The sequence below is a fragment of the Pandoraea sp. ISTKB genome, from assembly GCF_001721285.1.
In the GTDB taxonomy this organism is placed as follows: domain Bacteria; phylum Pseudomonadota; class Gammaproteobacteria; order Burkholderiales; family Burkholderiaceae; genus Pandoraea; species Pandoraea capi.
Genome location: NZ_MAOS01000049.1, coordinates 1 through 26,732 on the forward strand (window position 1 = coordinate 1; position 26,732 = coordinate 26,732).

Below are 26,732 nucleotides of genomic sequence, written 5' to 3' on the forward strand. Positions count from 1 at the left end.
CGCTGCTTTCGCTGCGTCGCTGTCGTTGCGAGAGACGAGATATTAGTGAAAACCCCGAACCTTGGCAACCCCCTTTGTGAAAATAATTTGAAAAGGGCAAAAAAAGGCCCGCGTCGTGGGCGGGCCAAGATCCATGGGACAGGACACATGGAGGAGACGGGTTCAATGTATCCGGGCTCCCCCCGACGACGCAACGAATGAAATCGCATATGCTTCCTGAAAGCCTGCCCATATGGAAAGGCTCTCCCGGCGTCGATTCCCGCTCCCTCGCGGCTTCTCTATATAAGAGCGTTCGAGATGCTCCCTTCGCAGGCCCTCTGCCGCTTTTCCTCTCTCCGCCCTCAAGCGTCGGGGTTACGCGACTCGCCTCGTTGGTATGCATCTGGATGGCGGCGCCTGGCTTCGCTCATCCCCCTCGTACTTGTCTTCGCTGCCTGTACATCGGTGCGGCCGCCGCCGGAGCCTTCGCAGTGGATGTCTCATACCCCGGCGACGACGCCCGGCGCGCTCGCCTCGGCATTGGCCCCGGCCATTCAGGCGCACGCGGGTCAGTCTGGCTTCCAGTTGCTGGCGACAGGCTCCGCCGCGTTCACCACGCGTCTCGCACTCGTTCAGGCGGCGCAGCATAGTCTCGACGTGCAGTACTACAGCGCGGGCGAGGACATTACCGGCCGGCTGCTACTGCAATCGTTGCTCGACGCCGCCCATCGAGGCGTGCGCGTTCGCATGCTGGTCGACGACATCAATCGCCGCCACACCGATCCGGCCTTCGCCGCGCTCGACCAGAGCCCCAACATTGAGATCCGCGTTTTCAATCCGTTCGGCACGCTCGACACCACGCTACTCCAGCGTGCCGGGAACCTGCTCACGCAGTTCGATCAGTTGAACCGCCGCATGCACAACAAGGCGCTCGTGGCCGACAACCAACTGGCCATCGTTGGCGGACGTAATCTGGGCGACGAATATTTCGACGCCAACCCCGACCTCTCCTTCCGTGACTTCGACCTGCTCTGCGCCGGACCGGTGGTCGACGCCATCTCCCGCAGTTTCGATCATTTCTGGACCAGCCCGCAGTCCTATCCCCTGGCGCAAGTCCAATCCAAAATCGATAACGAGACGTTGAACGCCACCCGCGACGCCCTCGCCGAGCACTGGCGCAACGCCGACAACGTCCCGGCCGGTCACGAGGCGCTCCATCAGCCGCCCCTCGCCGCCAGCCTGCGCGATGGCACGCTCCCCCTCTTCTGGGCACCGGCCGAACTCGCCGCCGACACCCCCGACAAGCTCGACGCCCCCGCCACCGAGACAAAAAGCGCGCCCGCAGACAAACTCCGCCAGCTCGCCGCGAAAGCGCAAAGCGAAGTCCTGATCATCTCGCCTTACTTCGTGCCGCTCGACGGCGGTGTCCGATTCTTGTCGACGCTGGCACAGCGAGGCGTCAAGGTTCGCGTGTTGACGAACTCCCTCGCGGCGACCGACGTCGTGCCGGTCCACGCGGGTTACGCCCGCTACCGTCCGGCGCTATTGCAGGCGGGCATCGAGTTGTATGAGTTCAAGCCGATCCGGAGCGACGACGGCGAGCGTCAGCCCCGCCGGGTGACGTTCGGCGGCTCGTCCCGGGCGAGTCTTCACGGCAAGGCCTATGTGATCGACCGGCGTGACGTCGTGCTCGGTTCGTTCAACCTCGACCCGCGCTCGGTACGTCTGAACACCGAGTTGGCGATCGTGATCCACAGTCCGGAATTCGCCGAACGCATGGCACGTATCTTCGAGCGGGCGACGTTGCCCCGCACGAGCTTTCGCGTCGAACTGGCGCCGGCGGGCACCACGCCGCCAACGCCAACGCCAACGCCGACGCCACCGACCGTGCCTGCGCTGCGCTGGGTCGGTGAGGAGAACGGTCAGCCGCGAACGTTCGACGTCGAGCCCTACGCCTCCTTCTGGCGTAATGCCGTGGCAGGCGCCTTCACTTTGATGCCAAGTGACGACTTGCTCTGAGTCGTAGCTCGCAGTCACGGGAAATCCGTATCGCCGTCTGCATCATCCATGTACCTCCTGCATCGCCCTCATCGCCCATATCGCGCCAATGAGGTCGCCCATGCAGCGCGCCACCGCTGCGGTAGCCGCCCCGAATGGCGCAGACGACGGCGCAAGCAACGGCCGAAAACGCCCGGCTCAAGACAAAAAACCCGCTTGCGCGGGTTTTTGTAGATTCCGGTGGTCTCACACAAGAGAGGCGGGGTACCTACCTAGTGTGGCCACCGGTATGAGTGCTGGCAATCCGTTGCCACCGACCGCAGCCGCCGTCAAAACTCGAACGTCGCCGACAGCGTTGCCGAGCGTGCATCGCCGATGGCGACGACCGTCTGGCTCACGCTCGACGGGTAATACGTCTTGTTGAACACGTTCTTCACGTTGAGCTGATAGTGGACGGGATGACGTCCGATCTTGGTGTCGTACGTGGCGAACACGTCGGCGACGAAGTACGCCGGCAGCGTGAAACTGTTCGCCGAATCTCCCGGACGCGACCCGATATACCGCCCGACCGCGCCAAGCCGCAGGTTGCCACTGCCGTCGCCCAGCACCGGCCCCCAGTCATAGACGCCAGCCAGCGACGCCGTATGTCGCGCCGCGTTCACCAGCGTATTGCCCGTGTATATCGGATCGTCGGTGGTCTTTGCGTCGGTGAACGCATAGCTCGCGATCACGTTCCAGCGCTCCCCGATCCGCCCCGACACGTCCAGCTCGACACCCCGCGAGCGCGCCGCCCCGGACGTGCGCCAGTCGAGCGTGCTGCTCCCAGGCACGGCCTGCGACACGAGCACGTTGCGCTTGTCGATGTTGAACACGGCCAGCGAACCGCTCAGCCCGTTCGGCATATCCAGCTTGGCGCCTACCTCATACGACTTGGCATGCTCCGGCGGCACGTTCGAGTCGATGACCACGCCCGTCGACAACGGCGCGATGGTGGACGTCGGCTTGAGCGACTCCGAATAACTGCCGTAGAGCGACAGGTAGTCCCGCAACTTATAGACGACACCCGCACGCGGCAGCCACTTCGAATCGCTGATATTGGTATTGGCCTTGAACGGACGGCCCTTGCCGGCGATCTGGCTGTACGTCAGCAGGCGAACCCCACCCACGACGATCCATCGATCGGTCACGTGGATGGCGTCCTGAAAGAAGACCGACGCGTCGTGCAGCGTATCGGTCTGATCGCTGTCGCTGGCGGACACCGTGGTCGGGATCACCTCACAACCGTAGATCGGATTCAGGTACGAGAACGTGCACTTCGCCGCCTGACGAATCAGGTCGCGCCGATAAATGCGCCGATACTCCCAATCGCCGCCGAACTGCAGATCGTGTCGCATGCCCGCGAGCGTGACTTTACCGTCGAGGTACGCCGTGCCGAAGCTGTCGGTGCTGTCCGAGCCGAGCGTGCCGTCGTTGCTGCGCGAGACGATGCCCGTCTTCGAGTTCACGCCGGTGATGCGCAACTGTCCCGCATCGTAGGTCTCGGTGTTGTAGCTATAGCCGAAGTGGGCCTTCCAGTCCGGGTTGAACTGATGATCGACGGTAATCTGCGCCAGATGCGACTGCCCCCGCATCTCGTTGTGCACGTCGTCCAGACGTTCACGCGCCGAGATCGCCAGCGGCCGGTTCGTCGCCGGATCGAGCGCCGTGCCACGGTCGAACGGCGTCAGGAAGTTGCGGTATTCATAAGAGGCGACGACCTGCGTGTCGCGTCCGTAATAGGCGAGCGTCGGCGCAACGAGCGTCTCGCGCTGCGAGCCGAAGACACGCCAGTACTGCTGGTTGTTCTGATCCACGACCAGCCGGTACGCCAGCCCCGAATCGCCGATCGGGCCGGTCGTGTCGAGCGTCTCTTCCACGCCGTTCTTGCCGTGGCCGTAGGTCGTGCCGGCCACGCTCACCGCCGTATATGGCTTGAGCAGCGGACGTTTGCTCACGACGTTGATCACGCCGCCCGGGTCCATGATCCCGTAGAGCAGCGACGTCGGCCCCTTGAGCACTTCGACTGAATCGGCGTTCGCGTTCAACCCGCGTCCCTGCACGAGCGGCATGCTGTTGTGCATGATCGAGCCGTCGCGGTTGCCGCCGAAGCCGCGCTTGAGCAGCGTGTCCTGCGTACTCGCCAGCGTATTCCCCTGAACAATGCCGCTCACGTTGACCAGCGCGTCGTCCAACGTGCGGGCGCGCTGGTCGGCCAGCACCTGATGCGGCACGACGTTGACGACCTGCGGGATGTCGAGCACCGGCGCGTCGGAGCGGGTGACGTTGGCGTCCACCGGCATGCGATAGGCGTCGGACCAGGCCTGCGCCTGCACATGCGTGGTCGGCAGCGCGACGTCGCTTGAACCGCCACCGGCCGCCATCGTCGCGGCGACGGGCGCCGCCTGCGGGACCAGCGTATAACCGGCGCCCTGCGGCGATGCCGTCAGTCCCGTGCCCGCCAGCAACTGTCCGAACGCGCCCGGCACATCGAAACGCCCCTGCACGCCGGGGCTTTGACGGCCGGTCGTGAGCGCGGGTGTGTATGTCAGCAGGATGCCGGCCTCCCGGCCGAAGCGCGTGAGCACGGCGTCGAGCGGGCCCGCCGGGATGTCGTAGCTGCGGGCGACGGCGGCACTGGCTGTCGTCGCGGGCTGGGCCGCCGTCTGCGCGTGAGCGACGTCGGACCAGAACGTCGACGCAAACGAGGCGAAGGTCAACGCGACGCCCGCGCAAATGCGGCGTCGATGCCAACCGGTGGCAGCGGAGCGGGTGCGCTGAAGGTGCAGGAATTGCGAGAGGTGCGGCGATTCAGGTAAAGCGACGGCCATGATGAGATCTCGTACAGGCAAGAGAGAAGGTTTCACTTCCCTTGTCACGCGAGACCGACGAAACAGCTCACTGACCGTAAAGAAATTTGGAAAACATCAGCCCCGTGGCCCGACCGTCACCCAATAGCGCGTGACGGATGCGACCGACACCGGCAGTGCGTGCGGCAGCACGCCGAGAATGGCGTCGGTGTCTGCCAGCGGATAGGTGCCGGACACACGCAGCGACGCCACCGCCGGATCGCAGCGCAGATAGCCGCGACGGTAGCGCGACAGCTCAGCGAGGAAGGCGTCGAGCCGCATGTCGACGGCGACGAACATGCCGTCGGCCCACGCGCCGTCGCCGTCCGCCAGCGGCAGCACCGGGCCGACGCCACCGGCATCGAACTGCGCCTGCTCGCCTGCGTGGACAATCCGGACACTGGCCGCGTCGCTGCCTGATACTTTTGGGGTCACGCGCACGGCACCCTCGAACACCTGCACCGAGACGTTCGCCGCGTCTTCCGTCTGCCGCACCACGAAACGCGTGCCCATCGGCCGGAGCGTGCCGTGCACGGTCGCCACTTCCAGCGCTCGCGGCGGCACGTGCCCGGCGTCTTTGCCGGTGGTCACCATGATTTCGCCCTCGACGAGCCCGATGCGGCGCACGTCCCCCTCCATCGACAGCCGCACGGCGCTGCGCGTATTGAGGACGAGCGTCGTACCATCGGCCAGGCGCAGCGTGCGCCGCTCGCCCACACCGGTCCGCGCATCGGCACGCAACCGCTGGACCGTCATCGGATCGCTCGCCACCCACGTGCCGGCGCCGATGAACAACGCGCCGGCGATGGCCTTCACCGCCATACGGCGCGCCCGCGAGCGCGGCGCGCGCAACGCGGCCTGCGCGACTGCGGCGCCGAGCGTGCCCGAGACATGCCGCATACGGGCATCGGCATTTTCAATATGACGCCACGCGCGCTCGTGCTCGGGATGCGCCTCACGCCAGCGGACACACGCCGCGCGCAGCGTGTCGGTGGCGTCGCCGCTTTGCAGCGTCACCCACCACTCGACGGCCTGCTGCGCGATCCCGGCGTCGAACGACGAAGCCAACGAAGCCGCACGTGTCATACCGTCCCCATCGCGAAGAAGCACTGCGTACCCGCCCGCACCAGATGACGCTTCACCGTCGCCAGCGAAATGCCAAGCTCGGCGGCAATCTCGGTTTGGGTCAGCCCATCGAGCTGGGCCAGCAGGAACGCACGTTTGACGAGGGGCGGCAGGCCATCGAGACAGCGGTCGATTTCGAGCAGCGTTTCGAGCACGATGGCGCGTTCTTCGGGAGACGGGACGAGGACTTCCGGCTGCTGGGCGAGCGCATCGAGATAGGCGCGCTCGATCTGTTCACGACGCCAGTAGTTATAGAGCACCCGCTGGGCGACGGTCGTCAGGAACGCGCGCGGCGACGCCAGCACGCCGGGCGGATCGCGTTCGAGCAGACGAACGAACGTGTCGTGCGCAAGATCGGCCGCGCGGTGAGAGCAGCCGGTCTTGCGGTGCAGCCAGCCATGAAGCCAGCCGTGGTGATCGGTGTAGAGTCCCTGCAACGAGGTATCGCGTTGCAGTGTGTCGTCGGCGGGCATACGCCCCTCCTGTCCCCGGGCCAGGTGCGGCCGCGAGGCTCAGGCACCGTTTTGCAAATGAGAATCGTTCGCAGTATAGCAAACAAGTCCGGGGCACACGGGGCGGCCTGTCGCCCGTCGTCGCTACGCGTGGTGCGTATGCCACAACGGGCTTCCTGCGGGCCGACGAGTCCGAGGGTACGGATCGACAGCCGACCGACGACGAATCAGTAATAGCTGTCTTCGAGCAGCATGTCTTCGAAGAACGCGCCGAAGCGGTTCTGCGGATCGCGCAGGTGAATCTCCAGGATCCAGCGCATGGCCGACGGCGTCGTCTCGAAGTCTGCGAGCGAGCCCGTGTGGATGGCAGCGTGCGGGAAGTCCGACACGCGGTGCCCCGGCAGGTCGAAGTTCAGCGTCCAGCCCATGCGACGGGCGACCTCGTCCGCGTGGGCGTAGAGTGCCTGCCCCGTCGAACCTTCACGCTGCCACTTCTGGCGAACGTCGTGGAACAACGCCTCGGCGTCGCTGGCGCAGCGTTGGTATTCGGCATGCTCGCCGACGACGAAGCTGGCGCCGCCGTCGCCTTCCCACGCTTCGAAGCGCGGCGCGATGTCGATGAAGAAGATGTCGTGCTCGCCGAGCACCACGCCCGGTTCGGACGGCTGACGCATCGGCTTGAGCGTATTGCTGCCGAAGCGGACCCGCGTCGGGTGCCAGCTCAGTTCGAGACCCGCCGAGACGAGCACGCCTTTGGCCATGACGACGGCGTCTTCTTCGACCATGCCGGGTCGCACGTTGGCCGCGATGTCGCGGATCGCGGCGCGGGTCTTGTTACGGGCGGCGAGCATGCCGTCCACGGAAAATGCCGGGCCGACACGCTCGGCGAGCGAAGCTTCGTCCGGATAGCGGACGGCGGAAGCATTGGCTTGAATCGACATCGATAACCTCACAGGGTGCGCAGTGTTGGGGGGCGCGACGATCGTTGCCGTCGCTCACAACGATTGTCGAGGCCCCGCGCCCGCACACCGGGTGGCGCCAACGGTCCGATTGCGCCAAGCAGCGGCATCTTCGCGCCAGCCTGCGGCCGAAGTGTTGCCGATGCGCCGCTTTCTGCCAAAATGGGTCGCATCGCTGCCAGGGCGACGGTGCGACCGGGCACCGTTCACTCGCCTTTTTGCCGACACCACCGCCTCCCGAATCGCCATGATCCGTAACGTCGCCCTCCTTGTGTTTCCCGGCGTGCAGTCGCTCGATGTGAGCGGCCCGCTCGACGTCTTCGCGGAAGCCAACCGCTTTCTGCTCCCCCGCGATCACTATCAGACGGAAGTCGTCGGCACCCAGCACGGCGCCATCGCCTGCTCGAACGGCATGACGCTGCTGCCGCGCCGTCACTATCAGGATGTGGGCGGGCATGTCGATCTGCTGCTGGTCGCGGGCGGCCCGTCGCTATTGACGGACGACCTTGGCCCGAACGTCTACCGCTGGCTGAACGACATGGTTCCGCGCGCGCGTCGCTACGGTTCGATCTGCAACGGCGCACTGATCCTCGCGGCGGCGGGATTGCTCGACGGCAAACGCGTGACCACGCACTGGAACGACGTCGACGTGCTGGCCGAGCGTGCCCCCGGCGCGAACATCGAAGTCGACCGGCTGTTCATTCAAGACGGGAGTCTGTACACCTCGGCGGGTGTCACGGCGGGTATCGATCTGTCGTTGCATCTGCTCGCGCAGGATCACGGACAGGAGGTCGCGCTGAACGTGGCGAAGCGTCTGGTGGTCTTCACGCAGCGCGCCGGCGGACAGTCACAGTTCAGCCCGTATCTGACGCCGTACGCCGAACCGAATTCACCCGTCGCGCAGGTGCAGCAGTACGTGCTGGCGCATCTGGCCGAGCCGTTGTCGGTCGGCGATCTGGCGGCGGTGGCGAAGATGAGCGTGCGTAACTTCTCGCGGGTGTTCGCGCGCGATGCGGGTGTGACGCCCGCCGACTTCGTGAGCGCCGCCCGCGTCGACGCAGCACGGGTGATGCTCGAGAACGGCAACGCGCCGCTCAAGACCGTGGCCTGGGAATGCGGCTTCGGCGATCCGCACAACATGCGCAAGGTGTTTCAGCGCCGTTTCGGCGTATCGCCGCAGCAGTACCGCGAGAACTTCGGGCAACCGCAGGGGTAAAGAAAGCCCTGCGGTTTTGTCATCAGACGTCAGCGCTTTCCGGACTCACCGGAAGAAGGCGAACGCCGCGAGCGCCAGCATCACGATCAGCGCACCGCCGATACGCGTGGCGATTTGCGCGAACGGCATCAGCTCCATGCGGTTCGCCGCCGTGAGGATGGCTACGTCGCCGGTGCCGCCCAGACCGCTATGCGTCGCATTGACGATGGCAGCCTCGACGGGATACATGCCGACCCATTTTGCGACGAAGAATCCGGTCAGAACCAGCGATAGCACCGTCGAGACAGCCGTCACGATGTTGATCCAGTGAAAGGCCGTGACGATCTGGCCCCACGGCGTCATCGCCACGCTGATCGCAAACATCAGCGGATACGTCACCGCCGTCGAGAAGAAGCGGTACATGAAGCGAGCGCCACCACGCACGCTCGGCGAGACGACGTGAAACACCTGCGCGATCACCACGAAGACGAGCATGACCACCGGTGCCGGCCAGTTGAACCACTGGTAAGTCAGCACGCCGAGCAGGTACAGCGCAATCGCCGTGCCACCGGCGGCCGCCAGGCTCGACGCGTCGAAACGTGACTCACCGTCGGCGTCGGCCTCCGGCACGTCGCCGGCCGGCGTGACCGTCAGCTGGCCATTGCCCGTGAGCGCCGGCTTGCGTGTGCCCAGATAACTCAGCAGGCCCGCCAGACAGATCGCCGAGATGTTGCCGAGCATGGCGGCCGACAGCGCCTGCGCAAAGATCGGTCCCTGATCGACACCGAGGATCTGCGCGTATCCGGCCGAGAGCGGCAGCGCGCCTTCCCCCACACCACCGGCCATGATCGGCACGACGATGTAGAACAACGCATGCTTGAATTCGAGGCCGAGCGCCGTGCCCACGGCGGTCCCCACGCAAGCGGCCACGATCGAGCCCCCTGCCAGCGGGATGAAGATCCGCACGAAGCCCTTCACGAGCGTGCGCCGATCCATACTCAGCACACTGCCCACGATGATCGCGGCGATAAACAGATAGAGGAAGTTCGAACTCTTGGTGAACGTGGTGACGGCCTTGGTCACCGGCGCGGGCATCAGTCCGTAATAGATCATCGCCGACGGGATGAACGCCGCGAAGATCGACGTCGCCCCAATGTGCCGCACCCACGGAATGCGCTTGGCCAGCTCGGCGCACGTGAAGCCGCCGACGGCGACCAGCGCGATGCCCGTGGGCAGATCGGCGGCGAGCTTGCCGTTGTGCGTCATGGCGGCGAGGATGGCGATGAGCGCCACATACACCGGCAGCGGCAGCGAGCCGATGCGCACGTCGAAGATGGCCCACCAGCGTTCGCGGGCCGACGGTGTCGATGTCACTGACGCCGCCGGGCTCGATGCCGTCGGGGAATAAGTCGATGCGCTCGCCACCTTTGTGCGCGGCGTTGCGGTTTCCATGAGTCTGTCTCCGTTCATTTCGTTATCTCTGCATGGGGGCAAGTGCGTTCGCTGCGCTACTGCACCGCCTGTGTCGCGCGTAATGCTGCGATGTCGTCGTCGCTCAGGCCCGCGTTACGCAACACGTCGTCCGAATGTTGTCCGAACGCGGGAGCCGCGAGCGCTGCCGATGACGATGCTGACGACGAGGCCTGCTGCGCTTCGCCGAATTTGATTGCCTGACGAAACCCGCGATAGCCGCCCACACCGGGATAGGTGTAATGCTGCACCATTGCCTCCGCTTCCACCTGCGGATCGTCGAACATGTCTTCGACGGTGCGTGCCGCAGCGCACGGCACGGCGTCGCCGAAAATCGTCTCCCATTCGCGTGCGCCGTGCGCCTGCAGCGCCGCGTGCAGTTGCGGCACGATCTCGTCGCGGTGCTCTGCGCGCTTGCGCACGGAATCGTAACGGGGGTCGGCGGCCAGCGCCGCGAGGCCCGTCTTCTCGCACAACGCCTGCCAGAAGTGCGGCGTGTTGGCGGAGATGTAGAGATAGCCGTCGCGCGTGGGGTGGATGCCGGTGATACCGCCGGAGCGCATGTCGCGCCCCACGTCACGCGGTTCGTCATCGGCCCAGATCAGACGCGCCGACTGCATCGCCAGCGCACTGCGCAGCAGCGACACGCCGACGTATTGCCCTTGCCCCGTGCGCTCGCGCGCAAACAAGGCCGACGACACACCGGCCGCCACCATCGACGCCGCGTAGTAATCCACCACCGAGCCGTAAAGGATCTCCGGCGGCCCGTCGGCCTTACCCTGCATGGCGCACATGCCGGTCATCGTCTGGAGGACCTGGTCGTAACCGGCCTTGTCCTTGTTCGGGCCGGTCTCGCCGTAGCCGGTCACCGCGCAATAGATCAGACGCGGGTTCACGTCGCGCAGTTGTTCGTAGGCGATGCCCAGCCGCGCAGGCACGCTCGGGCGGAAGTTGTGGACGAGTACGTCTGCCGATTCGACCAGCCGGCGCAGCACGTCGAGCGCCGCCGGTTGCTTGAGGTCGAGCACGAGACCCCGCTTGCCGCGATTCACACCGAGGAAGGCGCGGCTCTCGGCAGCGAGCGTCGACGGGTATTTGCGCAGGTTGTCGCCCGTGGGCGGTTCGATCTTGATGACGTCGGCCCCCTGATCGGCGAGCAGCGTGCAGCCGTAGGGACCGGCGATGTAGGCGCTCAGATCGAGGACTCGCACACCGGCGAGCGGGCCGGTGCCGGCGGGCACGTCGTTCGTCGGGTCAATGGGTGCGACGGACGTATCCGGGGCACCCGACACAGCGGGAATACCGGACTTACCGAACGTACCGGGCGTTGGGGATTCTCGTTTCATTGCTTGATATCTAGTGCGTTATCACGTCACGCGTTGGCTCGTGTTATCTCGTGCGGGGACGTCGGCACCCCGGTCGGCTTCATGCGGCCGCGAGCACGTCGCGCTGCGCGTCATTGAGCAGGCCCATGCGCTGCGCATCGGTCACGAGGGCGCGGGCGCGCTCCAGGAACGGCACATCGATCATCTTGCCGTCGACGACATAAGCACCGACGCCATCACGCGATGCCGTGCGCGACGCTTCGAGCACACGCACCGCGTGCGCGATCTCGTCGTCGGACGGACGGAAGACGTCGTTGGCGAGCGCGATCTGGCTCGGGTGGATGCAGCTTTTGCCGAGGAAGCCCATGGCGCGTGCGAGTTGGGCTTCGGCGCGAAAACCCGCCTCGTCCCGGATGTTGGCGAACGCGGAGTCGTAGGCGAACACGCCAGCGACCCCGGCGGCCATGCGCAGCGTGAACATCGCCTGCGAGATGGCAGACGTTTCGCGTCGCGCGATACCCAGCGGCTCGAACAGATCGCCCAACCCGAGTTGCAGACCGGCCACGCGCGGATGCGCCGATGCCAGCGCCGCCGCATTTTGCAGCGCCGTCGGCGATTCGACGTTGAGCAGCAGACGCACGGGCATATGGGTGCCATCGACGCTATCGACACCGTTCGCACGCTCGGCGCGCTCGATGCATTCGGCAGCGAAATGCACGTCGTCGGCACGCTCGGGTTTCGGCAGATTGATCAGGGCGACGCCGCGCTGGACCACGGCGGCAATGTCGGCCTCGAAGTACGGCGTGTCGATGGCGTTCACCCGAACGATGAGCTGCTTGGGCGGGGTGGCCGATCGGTATTCGGCGGGCAGCGCCACGAGCCAGTCGTGCAGCGTCTGACGGGCTTCCGACTTGCGCTCGGGGGTAACGGAATCTTCCAGGTCGAACGACAGGGCGTCCGCCGCGCTGGCAAGTGCCTTGGCGAATAGCTCGGGCCGTGCGGCCGGCACGAAGAGTTTGCTTCTCATGTCTCCAGTCCTGCTTTCTTTTCACTGGAAACCAGTCTATGTGTCGTCGACGTTTAGATAAACTATCCGCATCTATCTTAAAAACATAGGAAATCTACTGTCATGGAGACGGGCTTTCTGGCGAACCTGCTGCTCGTGGTGGATAGCGGATCGATGGCGGAAGCGGCACGCCGGATCGGCGTGACGCCGGCGGCCGTCGCGCAGCAGGTGCAGGCATTGGAGCGCGAGCTGGGCGTGCCGTTGCTGGTACGCGCCGGACGGACGGTCATTCCGACGGAGGCGGGGCACCGCGTCGTCGAAAAGGCGCGTGCGCTGGTGCGCGACGCCGCCGAACTCAAGGCGGTCGCCCTCACCGACGAGCCATCGGGCGAACTGCGTATCGGCACGATCACCACGGCGCTGCTGAGCTTGCTGCCGGACGCCCTCGCAGGCTTTGCGAAGGCGTTCCCGCAGGCGCAGGTGTTGATTCGCGCGGGCACCTCGATGGAACTGTACGAGACGTTGCAACGCGGTGACATCGACGTGGCCATCTGCCTGCATCCGCCGTTCGCGCTGCCGAAGGCATACGACTGGCATCTGCTGCGCGAGGAGCCGATCGTGGTGCTCGCACCGAAAGCGCTGGCGGATGTCGATCCGCACACGCTGTTGCAACGCGAGCCCTTCATTCGTTACGACCGGTCGCTGGGCGGCGGCAAACAGGCGGATCAGTATCTGCGTGCGGCGAAGATCGTGCCGCACGAACTGTTCGAGCTGAACTCGCTGATGGCCATCGCGATGATGGTGGATCGCGGACTGGGGGTGTCGCTCGCGCCGGACATCGTCTCGCCGCTCACCGCCGGGCTGAACATCGCGCGCCTGCCGTTGCCCGCGCCGGCCGAGCATCGGCGCTTCGGGTTGTTGTGGCATCGCGCGTCGGCGCGAGCGCGGTTGATCAAGGGGTTGATGGGGTGCGCGGAACAGGTGGTGATGCGAGACATCAAGCACGCCGGCTGACGACGCAGACCAGGCGGGCATCGATCACGGCGCAGGCGAACGCGTGGCCTCGTCGACGTATTGCTCCATCAACGGAAAGAATGGATTCGACGACAGCCGCAGGAACGTGTCTGCGCCGATCACCAGAAAGCCAACCTCGCCGCGCACGGACAACGCACCGAGATGGACACCGAACGACTCCGGTTCGTCGGGTTGGATACCGTAGAGCGAGTCCGACATCGGAAACGGCAGGGCCACATGCGACAGCGAAAAGATCTCTATCGGGTAGCGCAATGCCAGGGGTTTGACGACGGTGTCGGCGCTGCCGGCCTCGGTCACTTGCGCCACCATGTCCGGCGAATCGGCCGTGGCGTTCGTGACGATGGTCGTACGGTAATTGCGTGGCGCAGGCGGTAGCAGCCGGAGCATGGCGTCCGAGGCGGCGGCCCGGAAGAACGGCACCATCTTGGCCGAACGATTGATGTCGAACAGCACCAGTTCGCTGCCGTTGGCAGGCAGGCGCTGGTACAGCGCGCTCACCACCGCACGGGTGCTGACCGTGAAGTCGAGCACCGAATGGAACGTGAGCACCGGTGGCAGTGTGCCGAGCTTGCCCTGACGGGACATGTCGACAATCTGCGATTGCAGAGCGCGTGTCAGCCGGTATGACTGCCGTGCCCCGTTGACCGGAAACGAGTTGTATTTGAACGGGTTGAACTCGGGCACGATGCCGAGCCACGCCGCCTTCGCGAAGGGCGGCAGATAGGCCGGCAGCGCCGCGAGCCCTGCGAAGCGGGCGAAGGCGGTGATGCCGATCATCGGGGAAATCAGGATCAGTCGGTCCGGCCGCGCGAGTCGGGTGTCGTCGATGGTATCCAGCGCGTACTTCATGGCGAGTGCCCCGCCATTCGAAAAACCGACGATGTGCAGCGGCAACGGCGCGGGGACCAGCGTGCGTGCCTCGCGCACCGCCAGACGCGTTGCGGCAGCCCAATCCTCCCACGCGACATCGGACAGACCGGACGGCACCGTGCCGTGCCCTGGCAGGCGCACCGCGACGACCGCAAAACCATCACGCTGATAACGGCGGCCGATGTGCCGCAGGCTGTAGGGCGAATCCGTGAGTCCGTGCAGCAACACGACCACCCCACGCGGTGCACCCGTCGGCATCAGCGTATAGGAGCGGTTCCAGTCCTGCTGAAAATGCTCGGGATAGATCGGACTTTCGGGGTTGTAGCGGTTGCTCGGCACTCGCGCCTCGACGGGCAACTGCTCGCTGACATGTGTGCGCACGTCGTCGAACACGACACCCTCATGCGCCAGATACTGCGCCCATGTCGCGTGATCGATATCGTCCTCATGCCAGTCCGGCGGCACGTAGGTATGCCAGAGCGACAACGCCGGTCCGCGTTGGGTTTCGTAGATGCGCAAGGCGAGGAATGTCGCCAGCACGAGCAGCAGGCCGATCAGGCCCCGCTTGCTCCACTTCCTTACGACGCCGGGCAGTTTGCTATCCATGACGGCAATCTTCCTTTGTCCCGCCGGGAACGAATCAAGCCGGCCAGAAGACAGGCACGAGCACCACGCAGATCACCCCGGCCGCCAGTGTGATCGGCACGCCGATCCTGACGAAATCGCGGAAGGTGTAACCGCCGGCGCTGCTGATCAGTGCATTGACGGGCGTGGCGATGGGCGAAATATAGGCGGCCGAAGCGGCGATCGCAACCGTCATCGTGAACGGTGCGGGCGGCATATGCAGATGCTCGGCCATGGTGATGGCGACCGGTGTCATCAGCACCGCCGTGGGCGTGCTCGACACCACCGTGCCGAAAATCACCGTCAACGCGAAGACGGCGCCCAGCATGCTGTGGATGCCCCACTCGCTCGCCACGTAGACGAGCCCGTCGGCCACCATGTCGATGCCACCGGTACGCTGCAACGCAATGGCGAACGGCAGCATGCCGACGATCAGCACGATGCTGCGCCAGTGAATGGCGCGGTACGCGCTTTCCCAGTTCACACAGCCGAAAAGTCCCATCAGCAACGCCCCGGTCAGGCCCGCGAACAGATTCGGAATGCCCGGCATCATGAACATCGCCACCATCAGTGCCGTGCACAGCATGGCCTCGATCGCCCTGTGCGGTGCGGGCACGGTCGACTCGCTCTCGATCGGCATGGCCAGGCAGACCAGATCATGTTCGATCGATTGCAGCGTGAAGATACTGTCCCACGGGCCGACCACCAGCAGCGTGTCGCCGACCTTGAGCGGCGTCGACTGCAACCCCTCGGCCACCGGCCCGCCGGCACGGCGCAGCCCGACGATCGTGACCCCATAGCGCCGCAACGCCGAATTGCGCGCGATGCCGCCCACGAGTCCCGAGTCCGGCGGCACGATGACCTCGGCCATGCCGACTTCGTGCGTCTGATCCATGAAATAAGCACCGGACAGCGTCGTCTGCGCCAGCCGATAGCGCGCGCAGAGGGTCGGCACATCGAAGGCCTCGGCATCGGCGTCGAGCAACAGGATGTCGCCACCGGCGAGTACCGTGTCGGCATGGCCGAGCAGGACATTGGCGCCCATCGGCGTGCGTCGCTCTACGGCGACCACATGGGCACCGTAGTCGTCGGCCAGATCGATGTCGTTGAGCGACCGACCGATCAACGGTGAACTCGACCCCAGCCGCAGCCAGTGCGCGCGCCCCCGCAGCGAATAGCGCTCGATCCAGTCGCGCATAGTCGGGCGCGGCAGGCTGGCGGCAGGCGTCGGGCCGCGCAGCCTGCGGCTGGCGAACACCATGTAACCGATCGCGACGGCGAGCATCGGTGCGCCGACACGCGTGATGTCGAAGAGACCGAACGCCGGGTACCCCCGGTACACCATGGCGCTGTTGACGACCAGATTCGAAGTGGTGGCGACCAGCGTAAGCATGCCGCTCGTCAGGGCCGCCACGCCCACCGGCATGATGAGCCGCGCGTGTGGAATCTCCGCCTTGCGGGCGATGTTCAGCACGATCGGGATGAAGATGGCGACGATCGCCGTGGAGCTCATGAACGAGCCCATCAACGCCACCATGAGCATGAGCAATGCCACGAGCCGGCGCTCGCTCTTGCCGCCATGACGAATCAGAAAATCGCCGACACGGTGCGCGGTGCCGGTGCGCACGAGCCCGTCGCCAATGATGAACAGCGACGCGATGAGAATGATGTTGGGGTCCGAAAAACCGGCGACGGCCTCCGGCAGGGTGACGATGCCCAGCGTTGGCAGCAGGATGATCATGATCAGCGCCACGGCGTCCGCGCGGGGACGTCCCACGACGAACATGACGATGGCGCTGAGCAGCAAGCCGATGGTGAGCAGAAGATCGGTGGACACTGGACGGTGTTGGGAGCGACACGTTCGGAATCCTTCGTCAGCCGATTCTATAGCATCGACTCCCTGGACCGGCGAGGACATTGTGCAACGTTGTCGAAGGTTCGTTCCGGAGGTCGGAACCCCAATACGCCCACGCCACACCTTCCCACACTGGCATGCATCGCGCCGATGCTCGCCGTCGTCAGTAATAAAAATTACTGCGTGCATCATCGCGCACGACTGAGACCAATCCTCTGCTGGTTTTCGAATAGACTGAATCGCAGGACTTCGGTGTGCCCGGCATGATCGCCCGTACGTGGCCCAAACGCGGCGCATCCCCTGACTTTGCGGCAATTCTCATCGACGTCCTTCCACACCGGCCACCTCCCGTTGGCCGAGCGTCATCGTAGTAGCGAATTCTGTGCGACACGTTCCGGGACTTCACGCAGGTCCCGACTTAGGAGTTTGTCATGCCGGCGAATCGCCTCGATACGACATCTTCGCCCCGCCTTCGACAGGCCTGCAATTTTCGCCCGATCCACCTCCTCACTTGTTGTCTGAGCCTGACGCTGCTCACAAGCTGCGGCCAGCGGGACAAGCCACCGGCCGAAGCCGTGGCGCGTCCGGTCAAGGTGTTCACGGTGACGGGGGGCGATGCCGCATCGCTGCGCGAATTCTCCGGACGGGTCGAACGCACGAACGTGTCGCCACTGGCATTCCAGGTGCCCGGGCGTGTCGTCGAGATCCTGGTGCTCGACGGCCGGCGCGTCGTGAAGGGTCAACTGCTGGCCAGACTTGACGCGGAACCGTTCGAACTCCAGCTCCGGCGCGCCGAAGCGCAGTACGTTCAACTGTCCGGCGACGTACAACGCAAAGCGGTACTGCATTCGGACGGCATTCTGTCGGACGGCGCCTTCGAGCAACTCACGAGCGCGCTCGTTGCCGCCGGCGTCGCCCGCGATCTGGCCCGGCGCGACCTGCGCAATACACAACTCGTCGCGCCGTTCGACGGCCGCGTCCTGCAACGCAATATCGAAACGGAGCAGACCGTACAAGCCGGGGCACCGGCCATGAACTTCGAATCGCTCAACCGCGCCGATATCGGTATCGAACTGCCCCAGAGCCTCGTCGAACGCCTGCCGCTCAATGCGTCGCTGCATGCGCAGGCATGGACGACGGATCGCCCCGAGGAACGCATCGAGCTCAGGTATCGCGAGTCATCCGTCTCAGCGGGCCCGCAAGGCGCATCGTATCGACTGATCTTTACGGTGGCGTCTCGCGTGCCCGACCGGCTGTTGCCGGGCATGGCGGTGCGCGTTCGATTGACGGCGCCCTTGCCCGCCGCCACGCCAGCGCCAGCCTCTGCCTCCACCGCTAACGCCGCGACAGCGCAGACGACGCTACCGTTCGCCGCTTTGGCCGCCGCGCCCGACGGCACGCATCGCGTGTGGCGCGTGCAAGGTCCGGAGCACCGCGTGCATGCCGTCACGGTTCAACCACGCGAAATTCACGATGCCGACGGCACCGTCGCCGTCACCGGCGCACTTGCCCCCGGCGACATGATCGTGGCCGCCGGTGTGAATCAACTGAAGGAAGGAGACGCCGTCCGGCCGCTGGGAGCCTCGCGATGAACCTCGCTCGCCCCTTGATCGAACGGCCGCTGATCGCGTCGATGATCGCGCTGGCCTGCCTGCTCGGCGGCCTGTTCGCCTACGTCAACATCGGTCGGCTGGAAGACCCGAAATTCACGATCAAATCCGCCATGGTCGTGACGACGTTCCCCGGTGCCAGTGCCGCCGACGTCGAACGCCAGATCACTGACCTGCTGGAAAGCTCCATCCAGCAGATGGAGCAGATCGACGTGGTGACGTCCCGCTCGTTGCCCGGCTACTCCGAGATTCGCGTCAACATTCGCGACACCTACACGACCCAGCAACTGCCCCAGGTGTGGGACGAATTGCGGCGCTCGGTCGGCGACGTCCAGCCCCGGCTGCCTGCGGGCGCGGGTCCGTCCGTGGTCGTAGATCGCTTTGGCGACGTCTACGGCATGTTCTATTCGCTGACAGGCGAGGGCTATACCGATGCGGAACGCTTCGCCTACGCCCGCGAACTGCGCCGCCAGTTGCTCACGATGCCGGACGTATCGGACGTCGTGATCGGCGGCAACCAGACCGAACAGGTTCGGGTGGACGTGCCGCAATCCTCGCTGATCGCCGCTAATCTGTCGTCCGACGACATCGCGCAGGCCCTCGCGCTGCAAGGCGAAACGCGAACCGCCGGACGCCTGCGCGTGGCGGGCACCGATGTGCGCATCGCGCCTACCGGACAGATCAACTCGGTGGCCGATGTCGCTGCGCTGCCCGTGGGCGCCACCGCCGGTCCGATCCAACTCGGGGATATCGCCCGCGTGTCGGCCGGCTACGCCAGCGTGCCCACGCAACTGATTCGTTATGACGGCAAGCCGGCACTGACCATCGGCATCAGCGCGCGGGCCAACGTCAACGTCGTGAAGGTCGGCCAGGACGTGAAAGCGAAGCTGGACGAACTGACGCGCGACCGCCCCATCGGCATGGAACTGCACACGCTCTATGACCAGCCCGAAATCGTCGACGCCAGCGTCAAGGGCTTCATGTTCGACGTGTTCCTGTCGGTAGTGATCGTCGGTGTGGCGCTCGGCATCGGCCTGGGCTGGCGAGCCGGCGTGATCCTGAGCGCGGAACTGCTGCTCTCGATCCTGGGCACGCTGGCCATCATGTATGCCGCCGGCATCGAGCTGGAGCGCATCTCCCTCGGCGCGCTGATCATCGTCATGGGCATGCTCACCGACAACACGATCGTCGTCTGCGAAGGCATGCTCGTGCAGGTCGAGCGCGGCAAGTCGCACATTGAAGCCGCCGGCGATGTTCTGCGTCAGCAGCAGTGGGTGCTGCTGGCCTCGACGATCGTGGGCATTCTCGCGTTCTCCGGCATTGGTCTGTCGCCGGACGCCGTCGGCGAATTCTGCTTCTCGCTGTTCGCCGTGGCAGCCATCTCGCTGCTGCTCAGTTGGGTGATCGCGGTAGCGCTCACGCCGCTGTTCGGCAAATATCTGTTCAAGCTGAAACCCAGACCCGAATCCGGCGCCGACGCCACCGCGCACGACACGTCGGAATATGGCGGCGCCGTCTACACGCGCTATCGCCGCGTACTCACGTGGGTCATTCCGCGTCGCGCAGCGGCCATTGGCGGGCTGATCGTGCTCACGGCGCTAGGCATCTTCGGCTTTCGCTACGTCGAGCAGAGCTTCTTCCCGCAGTCGACCACGCCGATGTTCTACGTCGACATGCGCCTGCCGCGCGGCACCGATATCCGCACGACCTCCGATCGCGCAGCCGCCGTCGAGCGCGCGCTGCTCCGCCGCAAGGGTGTCGAGAACGTCGCCACTTACGTCGGCAGCGGCGCCACGCGCTTCGTGCTGGTCTATGAACCGGAGGCGCGCGATCCGGGCTATGCCCAGTTCATCGTGCAGGTCAAACACGCCGGCGACATCGACGGCATGGCGCCTGACATCCTCGCCTCGCTGCGGGCCGATCACCCCGAGGCGCAGTGGACCGTCTCACGGCCGAGCTTCGGGCCGGGTGGCGGCACGCCGATCCAGGTGCGCCTGCAAGGCCCCGATCCTGCCGTGCTGCGTCAGCTTGGCGACAAGGTCAGTCACGCCCTGCTCGCCGATAGCGACATCGATGGCGTTCGCGACGACTGGGAGCAGCCGATCGAGGTCCTGCGCCCGCTGTTCGATGAGTCCCGCGCGCGCGCCGCCGGGGTCACGCGCCGGCAGTTCGGCGACGTACTGGCCTACGCCACCGACGGCCTGACGACCGGCGTGTTCCGCGAGGAAGATCAGATCATCCCGATCGTGCTCGCTGAACCGAACGCCGTGCGCGGCACCGATCGCCTGCGTAACCTGCAAGTGTTCAGCGCCACGCAACGCCGTTACGTCCCCATTGGCGACGTCACGGACGGCTTCTCGATCCGCACCGAGGAAGGCGGTTTTGCCCGCCGCGAGCGCATTCGAACACTGACGGTGTTCGCGGGCGTCAAATACGGTCACAACAGCGTGGCGGCCTTCGAGCGCATTCGCGGCCCGGTCGAAGGCATCTCACTGCCGCCCGGCTATCACATGGAATGGGGTGGCGAGCATGAGTCGTCGTCGAAGGCGCAGGCAAGCCTCTTCCGGCAATTGCCGATGGGGTTTCTCGCCATGACCCTGATCGTGCTGTTCATGTTCCGCCGCGTGAAGTCGGCGCTGGTAGTGCTGTTCGTCGTACCGATGGGCATCATTGGCGTCACCTTCGGCCTGACGGTGTTCCGCGGCACGTTCGGCTTCATGTCGTTGCTCGGCCTGTTGAGTCTGGTCGGCATGATGATCAAGAACGGCGTGGTGCTGGTGCAGGAAATCGACCATCAGGTGGAAACGGGCGTCGCCCCGTACGATGCGATCGTCGACGGGGCCATGAGCCGCCTGCGCCCGGTGGCACTGGCGGCCGGCACAACCATTCTCGGCATGGTGCCGCTGCTGTGGGATCCGTTCTTCAAGGACATGGCGATCACGATGATGTCGGGGCTGGCCTTCGCCACCGTGCTGACGATGGTGGCCGTGCCGGCGCTTTACGCACTGCTCATGAAGGTCCGTGCAAGACCCGGCGCCGCCCCCGCGGGCGACCCTCGAGGCGGCGAGGTTCCCCCGGCGAGCGCAGGAGGTCAGCATGCGGATGCCTGATCGATCACGCCGTCGCGCCCTGACGCGAAGCACGATGGCAACGGTGCTGTGCGCGACGCTTGCGGCCTGCTACGGCCCGCTGAAGCTCGCAGACCAGACGCCTGCGCCAGCCCGCTACACCGAAGCCACGTCTTCAGACGCGACACCGCCCGACGACGCGGCGCTCGCTGTCTGGTGGCAGCAGTATCACGACGAGACGATGACCTACGTCGTGACGACCGCACTCGCGCAGAACCAGGACATCCGCATCGCCGCCGGCCGACTCGATGAAGCACGCGCGACCATCGACGCTGCACGCTCGCAACTGTTCCCGACCATCGGCGCCGGCGTCGACGGCCTGCGCTATTACGGCGGGCCGACGTCGCTCGAATTCCAGCAGTTGCTCGGGGTCAACGATCTGACGGCCCAGATGTGGCGCGGCGCGTTGCAGGCGCAGTGGGAAGTCGACGTGTTCGGTCGCGGCCGCGACCGGCTGTCGGCGACGAAATCGCTGGCCACTGCGGCGGCAGGCGACGTCGAGGCGGTTCGGTTGAGTGTCGCGGCCGCGGCCGCCGATCTCTATATCAATTACCGGGGCTTGCAACAGCAGCATGACCTGCTGCGTGCGAGCGAGTCGATCGCCAGCGATTTCGTGACGATCGCGCAGAAGAGCTTCACGGCAGGTGTCGTGCTGAGCACGGACATTCGCGTGGCACAGGCAGGACTGGCTCAGGTTCGTGCGCGGCTGGCTGACGTTGACGTGGCGATCGCGCAGGCACGACTCGGACTGGAGAACCTTTGCGCCCTGCCGCCGGGCAGCCTGACGCAGCGGCTCGCGGGCACGGGTGTCCTGCCGTCAGCCTTGCCGGCCATCGGCCCGGGGCAGCCCATCGACCTGATGCGCCGCCGCCCCGACCTGATCGCCGCACAGGCGCGTCTGGAGGCGAGCATCCGCCAGTCGGATGCCGCCCGCAAGAATTACTGGCCGACGTTCTCGCTCGCGGGCACGCTGGCGCGCAACGGCTGGCAGCTTGCCGGACAGACGCTGGCGCCGAGCACCTTCTGGCTGTTCAACATCGCGGCGATGGTGCCGCTGATCGATTTCGGTGCGCGCAAATCGCAGGTGGATGCCTCCGACGCTCGCGCCCAACAGGCGCTCGCGATGTACGACAAGACCGCCATGACGGCACTCTTCGACGTCGAACGCGCCCTCGCCCGCCTGTCGCGGCAGGCGGAAGTGCTCGCCAGCCGACGCGAAGAAGTCGCGCAGCGCAATCGCGTGCTGTCCAACGTGCAGCGACAGTACGCCGTCGGCGACAACGGTCGGCTGGATATCGACCAGTCACGGCTGGCACTGCTGGAGAGTCAGTCGGCACAGGTTCGGGAGCAAGTGGCGCAACTTCAGGCGCAGGTCGCGCTGTTCCGCGCCATGGGCGGCGGCTGGCAGGCCAACGCAACGCCCGGCGAGCATGCGGCGGCCGATACGACAGATATGCGGACAGATACGCAGTGAGATCGTCACACGGCGGCCCACTGCACAGCGCGAGAGCCCTTCAGCCTGAAGGGTTCGGGGCTTGCGGTGGCGCCGCGTCTCTCGTGAGCAACGTCGCGAGCGGGCGTGTCGGCTCGAAGGCGGCACAGATGATGGTGAAGGCCACCGTGCCGGGCACCGCGAGAAACGCCCCGGCGACACCCCAGATCGCGCCCCAGACCGCCAGACTCATCAGAATGACCGACGCGCTCAGGTTCATCGAGCCCCCCATCAGCCACGGGTCGAGCAGATTGCCGACCAGAAAATTCAGCACCCCGAGCGAGATCAGCAGAAACGTCGGCTCGTTCCAGCTACCGAATTGCAGTAAGGCGAGCAGCGTCGGCAGCGCCACGGAGACGAGCGCGCCCGCATACGGCACGAAGTTGAGCACGACGATCAGCACCGCCAGCGGCCCGGCGAACTCCAGCCCCACCACACGCATGCAGATCCAGCTCAGCACACCCAGCACGGCCCCCAACAACGCCTTGAGCGCCAGATACGTACCGATCCGGGCATTGATGTCGTCGATGACCGATGCGAAATCCGGTTTCCGATGCATCACCGCCAGCAACTTCTGACGAAAGCGGTCGTGTTCGACCAGAAAGAAACCTGCATACAGCAGCACCAGCACGATCGTGGCGATGATCGATGACACCGAGCCGATCAACGTCGTCAGCAACGCCTGAAGATTGACGGCGCCCAGTATCTCCCGCCGCATGGCCGCCCACGTCGGCTCGGTCTCGATGTGCAACAGCACCGCAGCCTTGGACAGCAGCACCAGCAGCGTCGCTTCGTATCGGGGAGCCACCGCGACCATGCGATTCGTATCCGCCAGTAGCAGATCGACACCGAGCCACGCCACCAGCACGATCAGCAGCGCCGCGCTGCCGTAGCGAACGCCGGAGCGCAAGCGTCGACCAACATGTGGCAGATAGCGGAATATCTCGGCCAGACCGAACACGATATAGGTCACGATCACGGCGAACGCGATGGGCACCACCACCGAGCGGCCGACGTGAATCGTCCAGCCGACGATCGTGACGATGATCAGCACGCACGTACACGTGATCAGATCCTGTTTCATGGGGCGCCCCGCGTCAGCCACTTCAGCCTCGTCAGCGCGACACGGCAAAGCCGATGCGCGCCATCCACCGATGCTTGTTGTAGTCGAGGATGTCCTCGCCGTAGCCGTTGAAGTATCCGATCCAGACGTAGCCGCCCCAGGCGTTGTTGATCAGCTTGGCCAGCGGATAGGTGAGCTGAGTGTCGATGCTTCCCTTGCCCGCCTTCATCCCCTTGCGCAACGTGGTCGCGAGTTGCCAGCCGTCGGTGCTGCCGTACTTGAGCAGCAGGTCGACATAGCCGCGATAGTCGGCGATGTCGCGGTTTTCCTCGGCCTTGTGTTCGTACCAGTAGATCTTCGGCGCCACCGTCAGGTGATAGCCGTCGAGATTGCCGAAGTCGAAGATCGGTTTGACGAACATGATGTCGATGCCGCGCGACTCGGGCCCGTCGCGGCCGTTCGACTCATGCTCGTACCCGCCCGCGAAACCCAGCCGACTGAACCAGCTGGATTTCCAGCCGGTGTCTTCCACGTAATAGAACATCGACGGCTTGTAGCTGTTGTCGCGAAACGGCGCCGACTCCTCGCGCATCGCCCAGAACGAGGTCTGGGTATAGGCAAAGTAGAGATTGTCGAAGAATCCCTTCGAGCGCGGATCGTCGGGCATGATCATGCGGAACTTCAGGCTGATCTGAAAGCGCGCGAGGTTCTCGCTGTTCGATCCCAGACCGTCGGCGAAATAGGTCGGCTCGTACATACTGAGACGTCCGCCGAACCAGCTCGGAACGTCCGGCGACGTGCCGCTGGCGACCATATCGATCGGCTTGCCGGCAGAAGCTGCATCCCCCGACGCGGCGTCCGGCACGTTGCCCCAGCCGGAAGCTACAGCCGACGCCTCGGTCGTCGCTTCCGCTGTCGTTTCCGCTGTCGTACCGCCACCCTTCACGCGAGTAAGCACGACCGTCGAGGGGGAGACGTCCAGCGACGGGACATCGACACGCAACGCCCCGCGCGCCCAATCCGGCCACGCCGCCTCGTACGTGACCGCCTGCATCGCACCGGCCGCCAGCGTCACGTGCGTCGGCGAGGACGCCGCACGTTGCAGCGTCACGGTTCGCGGCAACGCTTCGCCATTGGTCAGCGTGATCGTCAGTTGCTCGGGCACGTCGGCATCGACACCGTTGGCGTCGCCCGCATACAGGATCGTCACGACCAGCGGCCGGTCCGAACGCGCCTCGCGCGGCGGACGCAGCACCGACACGGCCGCCAGACCCAGTGCCGGACAGAGCACCAGCACGGTCGCCGCCGCGAGCGACCGCACGGTCTTTCCCCTTCGCGACGGGGGCGTCACGTCAGAAATCCACGGCGTCGCGGATGATCGGGCACGTCATGCAATGGCCACCGCCGCGTCCGCGTCCAAGCTCGGCACCGACGATGGTCACGACCTCGATGCCGGCCTTGCGCAGCAGGGTGTTGGTGTACGTATTGCGGTCGTACGCGAACACCACGCCCGGCGACGCGCACACCAGATTCGCACCGCTGTCCCACTGGGTGCGCTCGCGCTGATAGTCGCTGCCGCCCGCCTCCACGACACGCAGCTTCTTGAGCCCCAGCGCTTCGGCCACGACATCGACGAACGGCTTGCGCTCGGCGTGCAACTCCACCCCCGCAGGCCCGTCGCTCGGCCGATACGAGAACGTACGCGTCTGCGACATGAAGTCGGGCGCGACCAGCACGCAGTCGCGATCGGCGAACGTGAACACGGTATCGAGGTGCATGGCGGCACGAATCTTCGGCATCGCCGCGACGATCACGCGTTCGGCCGCGCCGCGCTTGAACAGCTCGTTGGCCAATTGGCTGATGGCCTGCCGTGACGTGCGCTCGCTCATGCCGATAAGCACGGTCTTGTTGCCGATCGGCATGACATCGCCCCCTTCGAGCGTGGCCAGTCCGTGATCCTGCGTCGGGTCGCCCCACCACACATTGACCTTACCGGCGAAGTCCGGATGGAAACGATAGATGGCGGTCGTGAGAATGGTCTCTTCGTGGCGTGCCGGCCAATACAGCGGGTTGAGCGTAACGCCGCCGTAGATCCAGCACGTCGTGTCTCGCGTGTACAGCGTGTTGGGCAGCGGCGGCAGCAGATATTCGGTGGCGCCGGCGGCTTCGCGCACCACCTTCAGTGCCGCACCGCCGTGCGTCTCGGGGAAGTCATGAATCGAGAGGCCGCCGAGCAGCGTCTCGGCAAGTTTGCGATTGTCGAGTCCCTCCAGATAACTGCGCAGTTCGTCGATAAAACCCAGGCCGACCTGATTCGGCACCACCTGATTGTCGAGAATCCACTTCTTGCCCTCGGGCACCGCCACCGTTTCCGCGAGCAGGTTGTGCATTTCCACCACGTCCACGCCCTTGTCGCGCAGCTTGGTGATGAAGTCGAAGTGATCGCGCTTGGCGTTTTCCACCCACAGCACGTCGTCGAACAGCAGTTCGTCGCAGTTGCTCGGCGTCAGTCGCGAATGCGCCAGGCCGGGCGCGCAGACCATCACCTTGCGCAACTGGCCGACCTCGGAATAAACGCCGAACGGACTGTCTTTCACCGCAACGCCTGCATCGGCACCTTGAGACTTGGTCATGTCGATCTCCGAATTGATCTCACTCGTT

General features: G+C 65.4%; 18 protein-coding genes. 6 read left to right on the forward strand and 12 right to left on the reverse strand.

Features of this window, described 5'->3' with window-relative positions:
- Positions 1 to 474: 474 nt before the first annotated feature.
- Positions 475 to 1,998 (forward strand): phospholipase D family protein, encoded by a 1,524-nt coding sequence (locus tag A9762_RS18680; RefSeq protein WP_240493628.1) that lies wholly within the window; start codon positions 475 to 477, stop codon positions 1,996 to 1,998.
- Positions 1,999 to 2,306: 308 nt separating this feature from the next.
- Here the strand turns inward: A9762_RS18680 and A9762_RS18685 are convergent, their stop codons facing one another.
- The 4 genes from A9762_RS18685 to A9762_RS18700 all read right to left on the reverse strand — a co-directional run bounded on the left by A9762_RS18685 (position 2,307) and on the right by A9762_RS18700 (position 7,380).
- A complete protein-coding gene (locus A9762_RS18685) occupies positions 2,307 to 4,844 on the reverse strand; it encodes a TonB-dependent receptor (RefSeq protein WP_083254082.1) in 2,538 nt (845 codons plus the stop codon).
- A gap of 96 nt (positions 4,845 to 4,940) precedes the next feature.
- A complete protein-coding gene (locus tag A9762_RS18690; RefSeq protein ID WP_069343522.1) occupies positions 4,941 to 5,948 on the reverse strand; it encodes a FecR domain-containing protein in 1,008 nt (335 codons plus the stop codon).
- Complete coding sequence (locus A9762_RS18695) at positions 5,945 to 6,460, reverse strand: sigma-70 family RNA polymerase sigma factor (protein WP_069343523.1); 516 nt, start codon at positions 6,458 to 6,460, stop codon at positions 5,945 to 5,947. The genes A9762_RS18690 and A9762_RS18695 overlap by 4 nt, the downstream gene beginning before the upstream one ends.
- Before the next feature lie 206 nt (positions 6,461 to 6,666).
- On the reverse strand, positions 6,667 to 7,380 hold the full coding sequence (locus A9762_RS18700; protein ID WP_069343524.1) for a M24 family metallopeptidase: 714 nt from the start codon (positions 7,378 to 7,380) through the stop codon (positions 6,667 to 6,669).
- A gap of 265 nt (positions 7,381 to 7,645) precedes the next feature.
- On the opposite strand from A9762_RS18700, the gene A9762_RS18705 reads away from it, so the two are divergent.
- Positions 7,646 to 8,614: a GlxA family transcriptional regulator gene (locus A9762_RS18705; protein ID WP_069343525.1), complete on the forward strand. Its 969-nt coding sequence runs from the start codon at positions 7,646 to 7,648 to the stop codon at positions 8,612 to 8,614.
- A 45-nt stretch (positions 8,615 to 8,659) separates the two neighbouring features.
- On the opposite strand, the gene A9762_RS18710 is transcribed toward A9762_RS18705, so the two are convergent.
- The 3 genes from A9762_RS18710 to A9762_RS18720 form a co-directional block, all read right to left on the reverse strand.
- Complete coding sequence (locus tag A9762_RS18710) at positions 8,660 to 10,045, reverse strand: 2-hydroxycarboxylate transporter family protein (protein WP_069343526.1); 1,386 nt, start codon at positions 10,043 to 10,045, stop codon at positions 8,660 to 8,662.
- Between the two features lie 56 nt (positions 10,046 to 10,101).
- Positions 10,102 to 11,409, reverse strand: a complete 1,308-nt coding sequence (locus A9762_RS18715) for a CaiB/BaiF CoA-transferase family protein (RefSeq protein ID WP_083254083.1) — start codon at positions 11,407 to 11,409, stop codon at positions 10,102 to 10,104.
- Between the two features lie 79 nt (positions 11,410 to 11,488).
- The gene (locus A9762_RS18720) at positions 11,489 to 12,415 is read right to left on the reverse strand and encodes a CoA ester lyase (RefSeq protein WP_069343527.1); all 927 of its coding nucleotides are present in this window, start codon (positions 12,413 to 12,415) and stop codon (positions 11,489 to 11,491) included.
- A 102-nt stretch (positions 12,416 to 12,517) separates the two neighbouring features.
- Here A9762_RS18720 and A9762_RS18725 point away from each other — a divergent pair, with 102 nt between their 5' ends.
- The gene (locus A9762_RS18725; protein WP_069343528.1) at positions 12,518 to 13,408 is read left to right on the forward strand and encodes a LysR family transcriptional regulator; all 891 of its coding nucleotides are present in this window, start codon (positions 12,518 to 12,520) and stop codon (positions 13,406 to 13,408) included.
- 24 nt (positions 13,409 to 13,432) lie between these two features.
- Here A9762_RS18725 and A9762_RS18730 read toward each other — a convergent pair whose 3' ends face one another.
- Positions 13,433 to 14,905, reverse strand: a complete 1,473-nt coding sequence (locus tag A9762_RS18730; protein ID WP_139133288.1) for a carboxylesterase — start codon at positions 14,903 to 14,905, stop codon at positions 13,433 to 13,435.
- Between the two features lie 34 nt (positions 14,906 to 14,939).
- On the reverse strand, positions 14,940 to 16,760 hold the full coding sequence (locus A9762_RS18735; protein WP_069343529.1) for an SLC13 family permease: 1,821 nt from the start codon (positions 16,758 to 16,760) through the stop codon (positions 14,940 to 14,942).
- Between the two features lie 449 nt (positions 16,761 to 17,209).
- Between A9762_RS18735 and A9762_RS18740 the strand changes: the two genes are divergently transcribed.
- From A9762_RS18740 to A9762_RS18750, 3 genes are read left to right on the forward strand one after another with little or no spacing between them, the layout of a single operon-like run.
- Positions 17,210 to 18,370, forward strand: coding sequence for an efflux RND transporter periplasmic adaptor subunit (locus A9762_RS18740; protein WP_083254084.1), 1,161 nt, complete (start codon positions 17,210 to 17,212; stop codon positions 18,368 to 18,370).
- A complete protein-coding gene (locus A9762_RS18745; RefSeq protein ID WP_069343530.1) occupies positions 18,367 to 21,498 on the forward strand; it encodes an efflux RND transporter permease subunit in 3,132 nt (1,043 codons plus the stop codon). The genes A9762_RS18740 and A9762_RS18745 overlap by 4 nt, the downstream gene beginning before the upstream one ends.
- Positions 21,491 to 22,990, forward strand: a complete 1,500-nt coding sequence (locus tag A9762_RS18750) for an efflux transporter outer membrane subunit (RefSeq protein WP_206093597.1) — start codon at positions 21,491 to 21,493, stop codon at positions 22,988 to 22,990. The genes A9762_RS18745 and A9762_RS18750 overlap by 8 nt, the downstream gene beginning before the upstream one ends.
- 40 nt (positions 22,991 to 23,030) lie before the next feature.
- Here the strand turns inward: A9762_RS18750 and A9762_RS18755 are convergent, their stop codons facing one another.
- Genes A9762_RS18755 through arcA form a run of 3 tightly spaced genes read right to left on the reverse strand, consistent with a single transcriptional unit; the run spans position 23,031 to position 26,704 of the window.
- Positions 23,031 to 24,092, reverse strand: coding sequence for an AI-2E family transporter (locus A9762_RS18755; protein WP_069343532.1), 1,062 nt, complete (start codon positions 24,090 to 24,092; stop codon positions 23,031 to 23,033).
- A gap of 31 nt (positions 24,093 to 24,123) precedes the next feature.
- Entirely contained in the window at positions 24,124 to 25,392 is a 1,269-nt protein-coding gene (locus A9762_RS18760) for a phospholipase A (RefSeq protein ID WP_083254085.1), read from the reverse strand.
- Between the two features lie 31 nt (positions 25,393 to 25,423).
- Complete coding sequence (gene arcA, locus A9762_RS18765; RefSeq protein WP_069343533.1) at positions 25,424 to 26,704, reverse strand: arginine deiminase; 1,281 nt, start codon at positions 26,702 to 26,704, stop codon at positions 25,424 to 25,426.
- Positions 26,705 to 26,732: the final 28 nt, after the last annotated feature.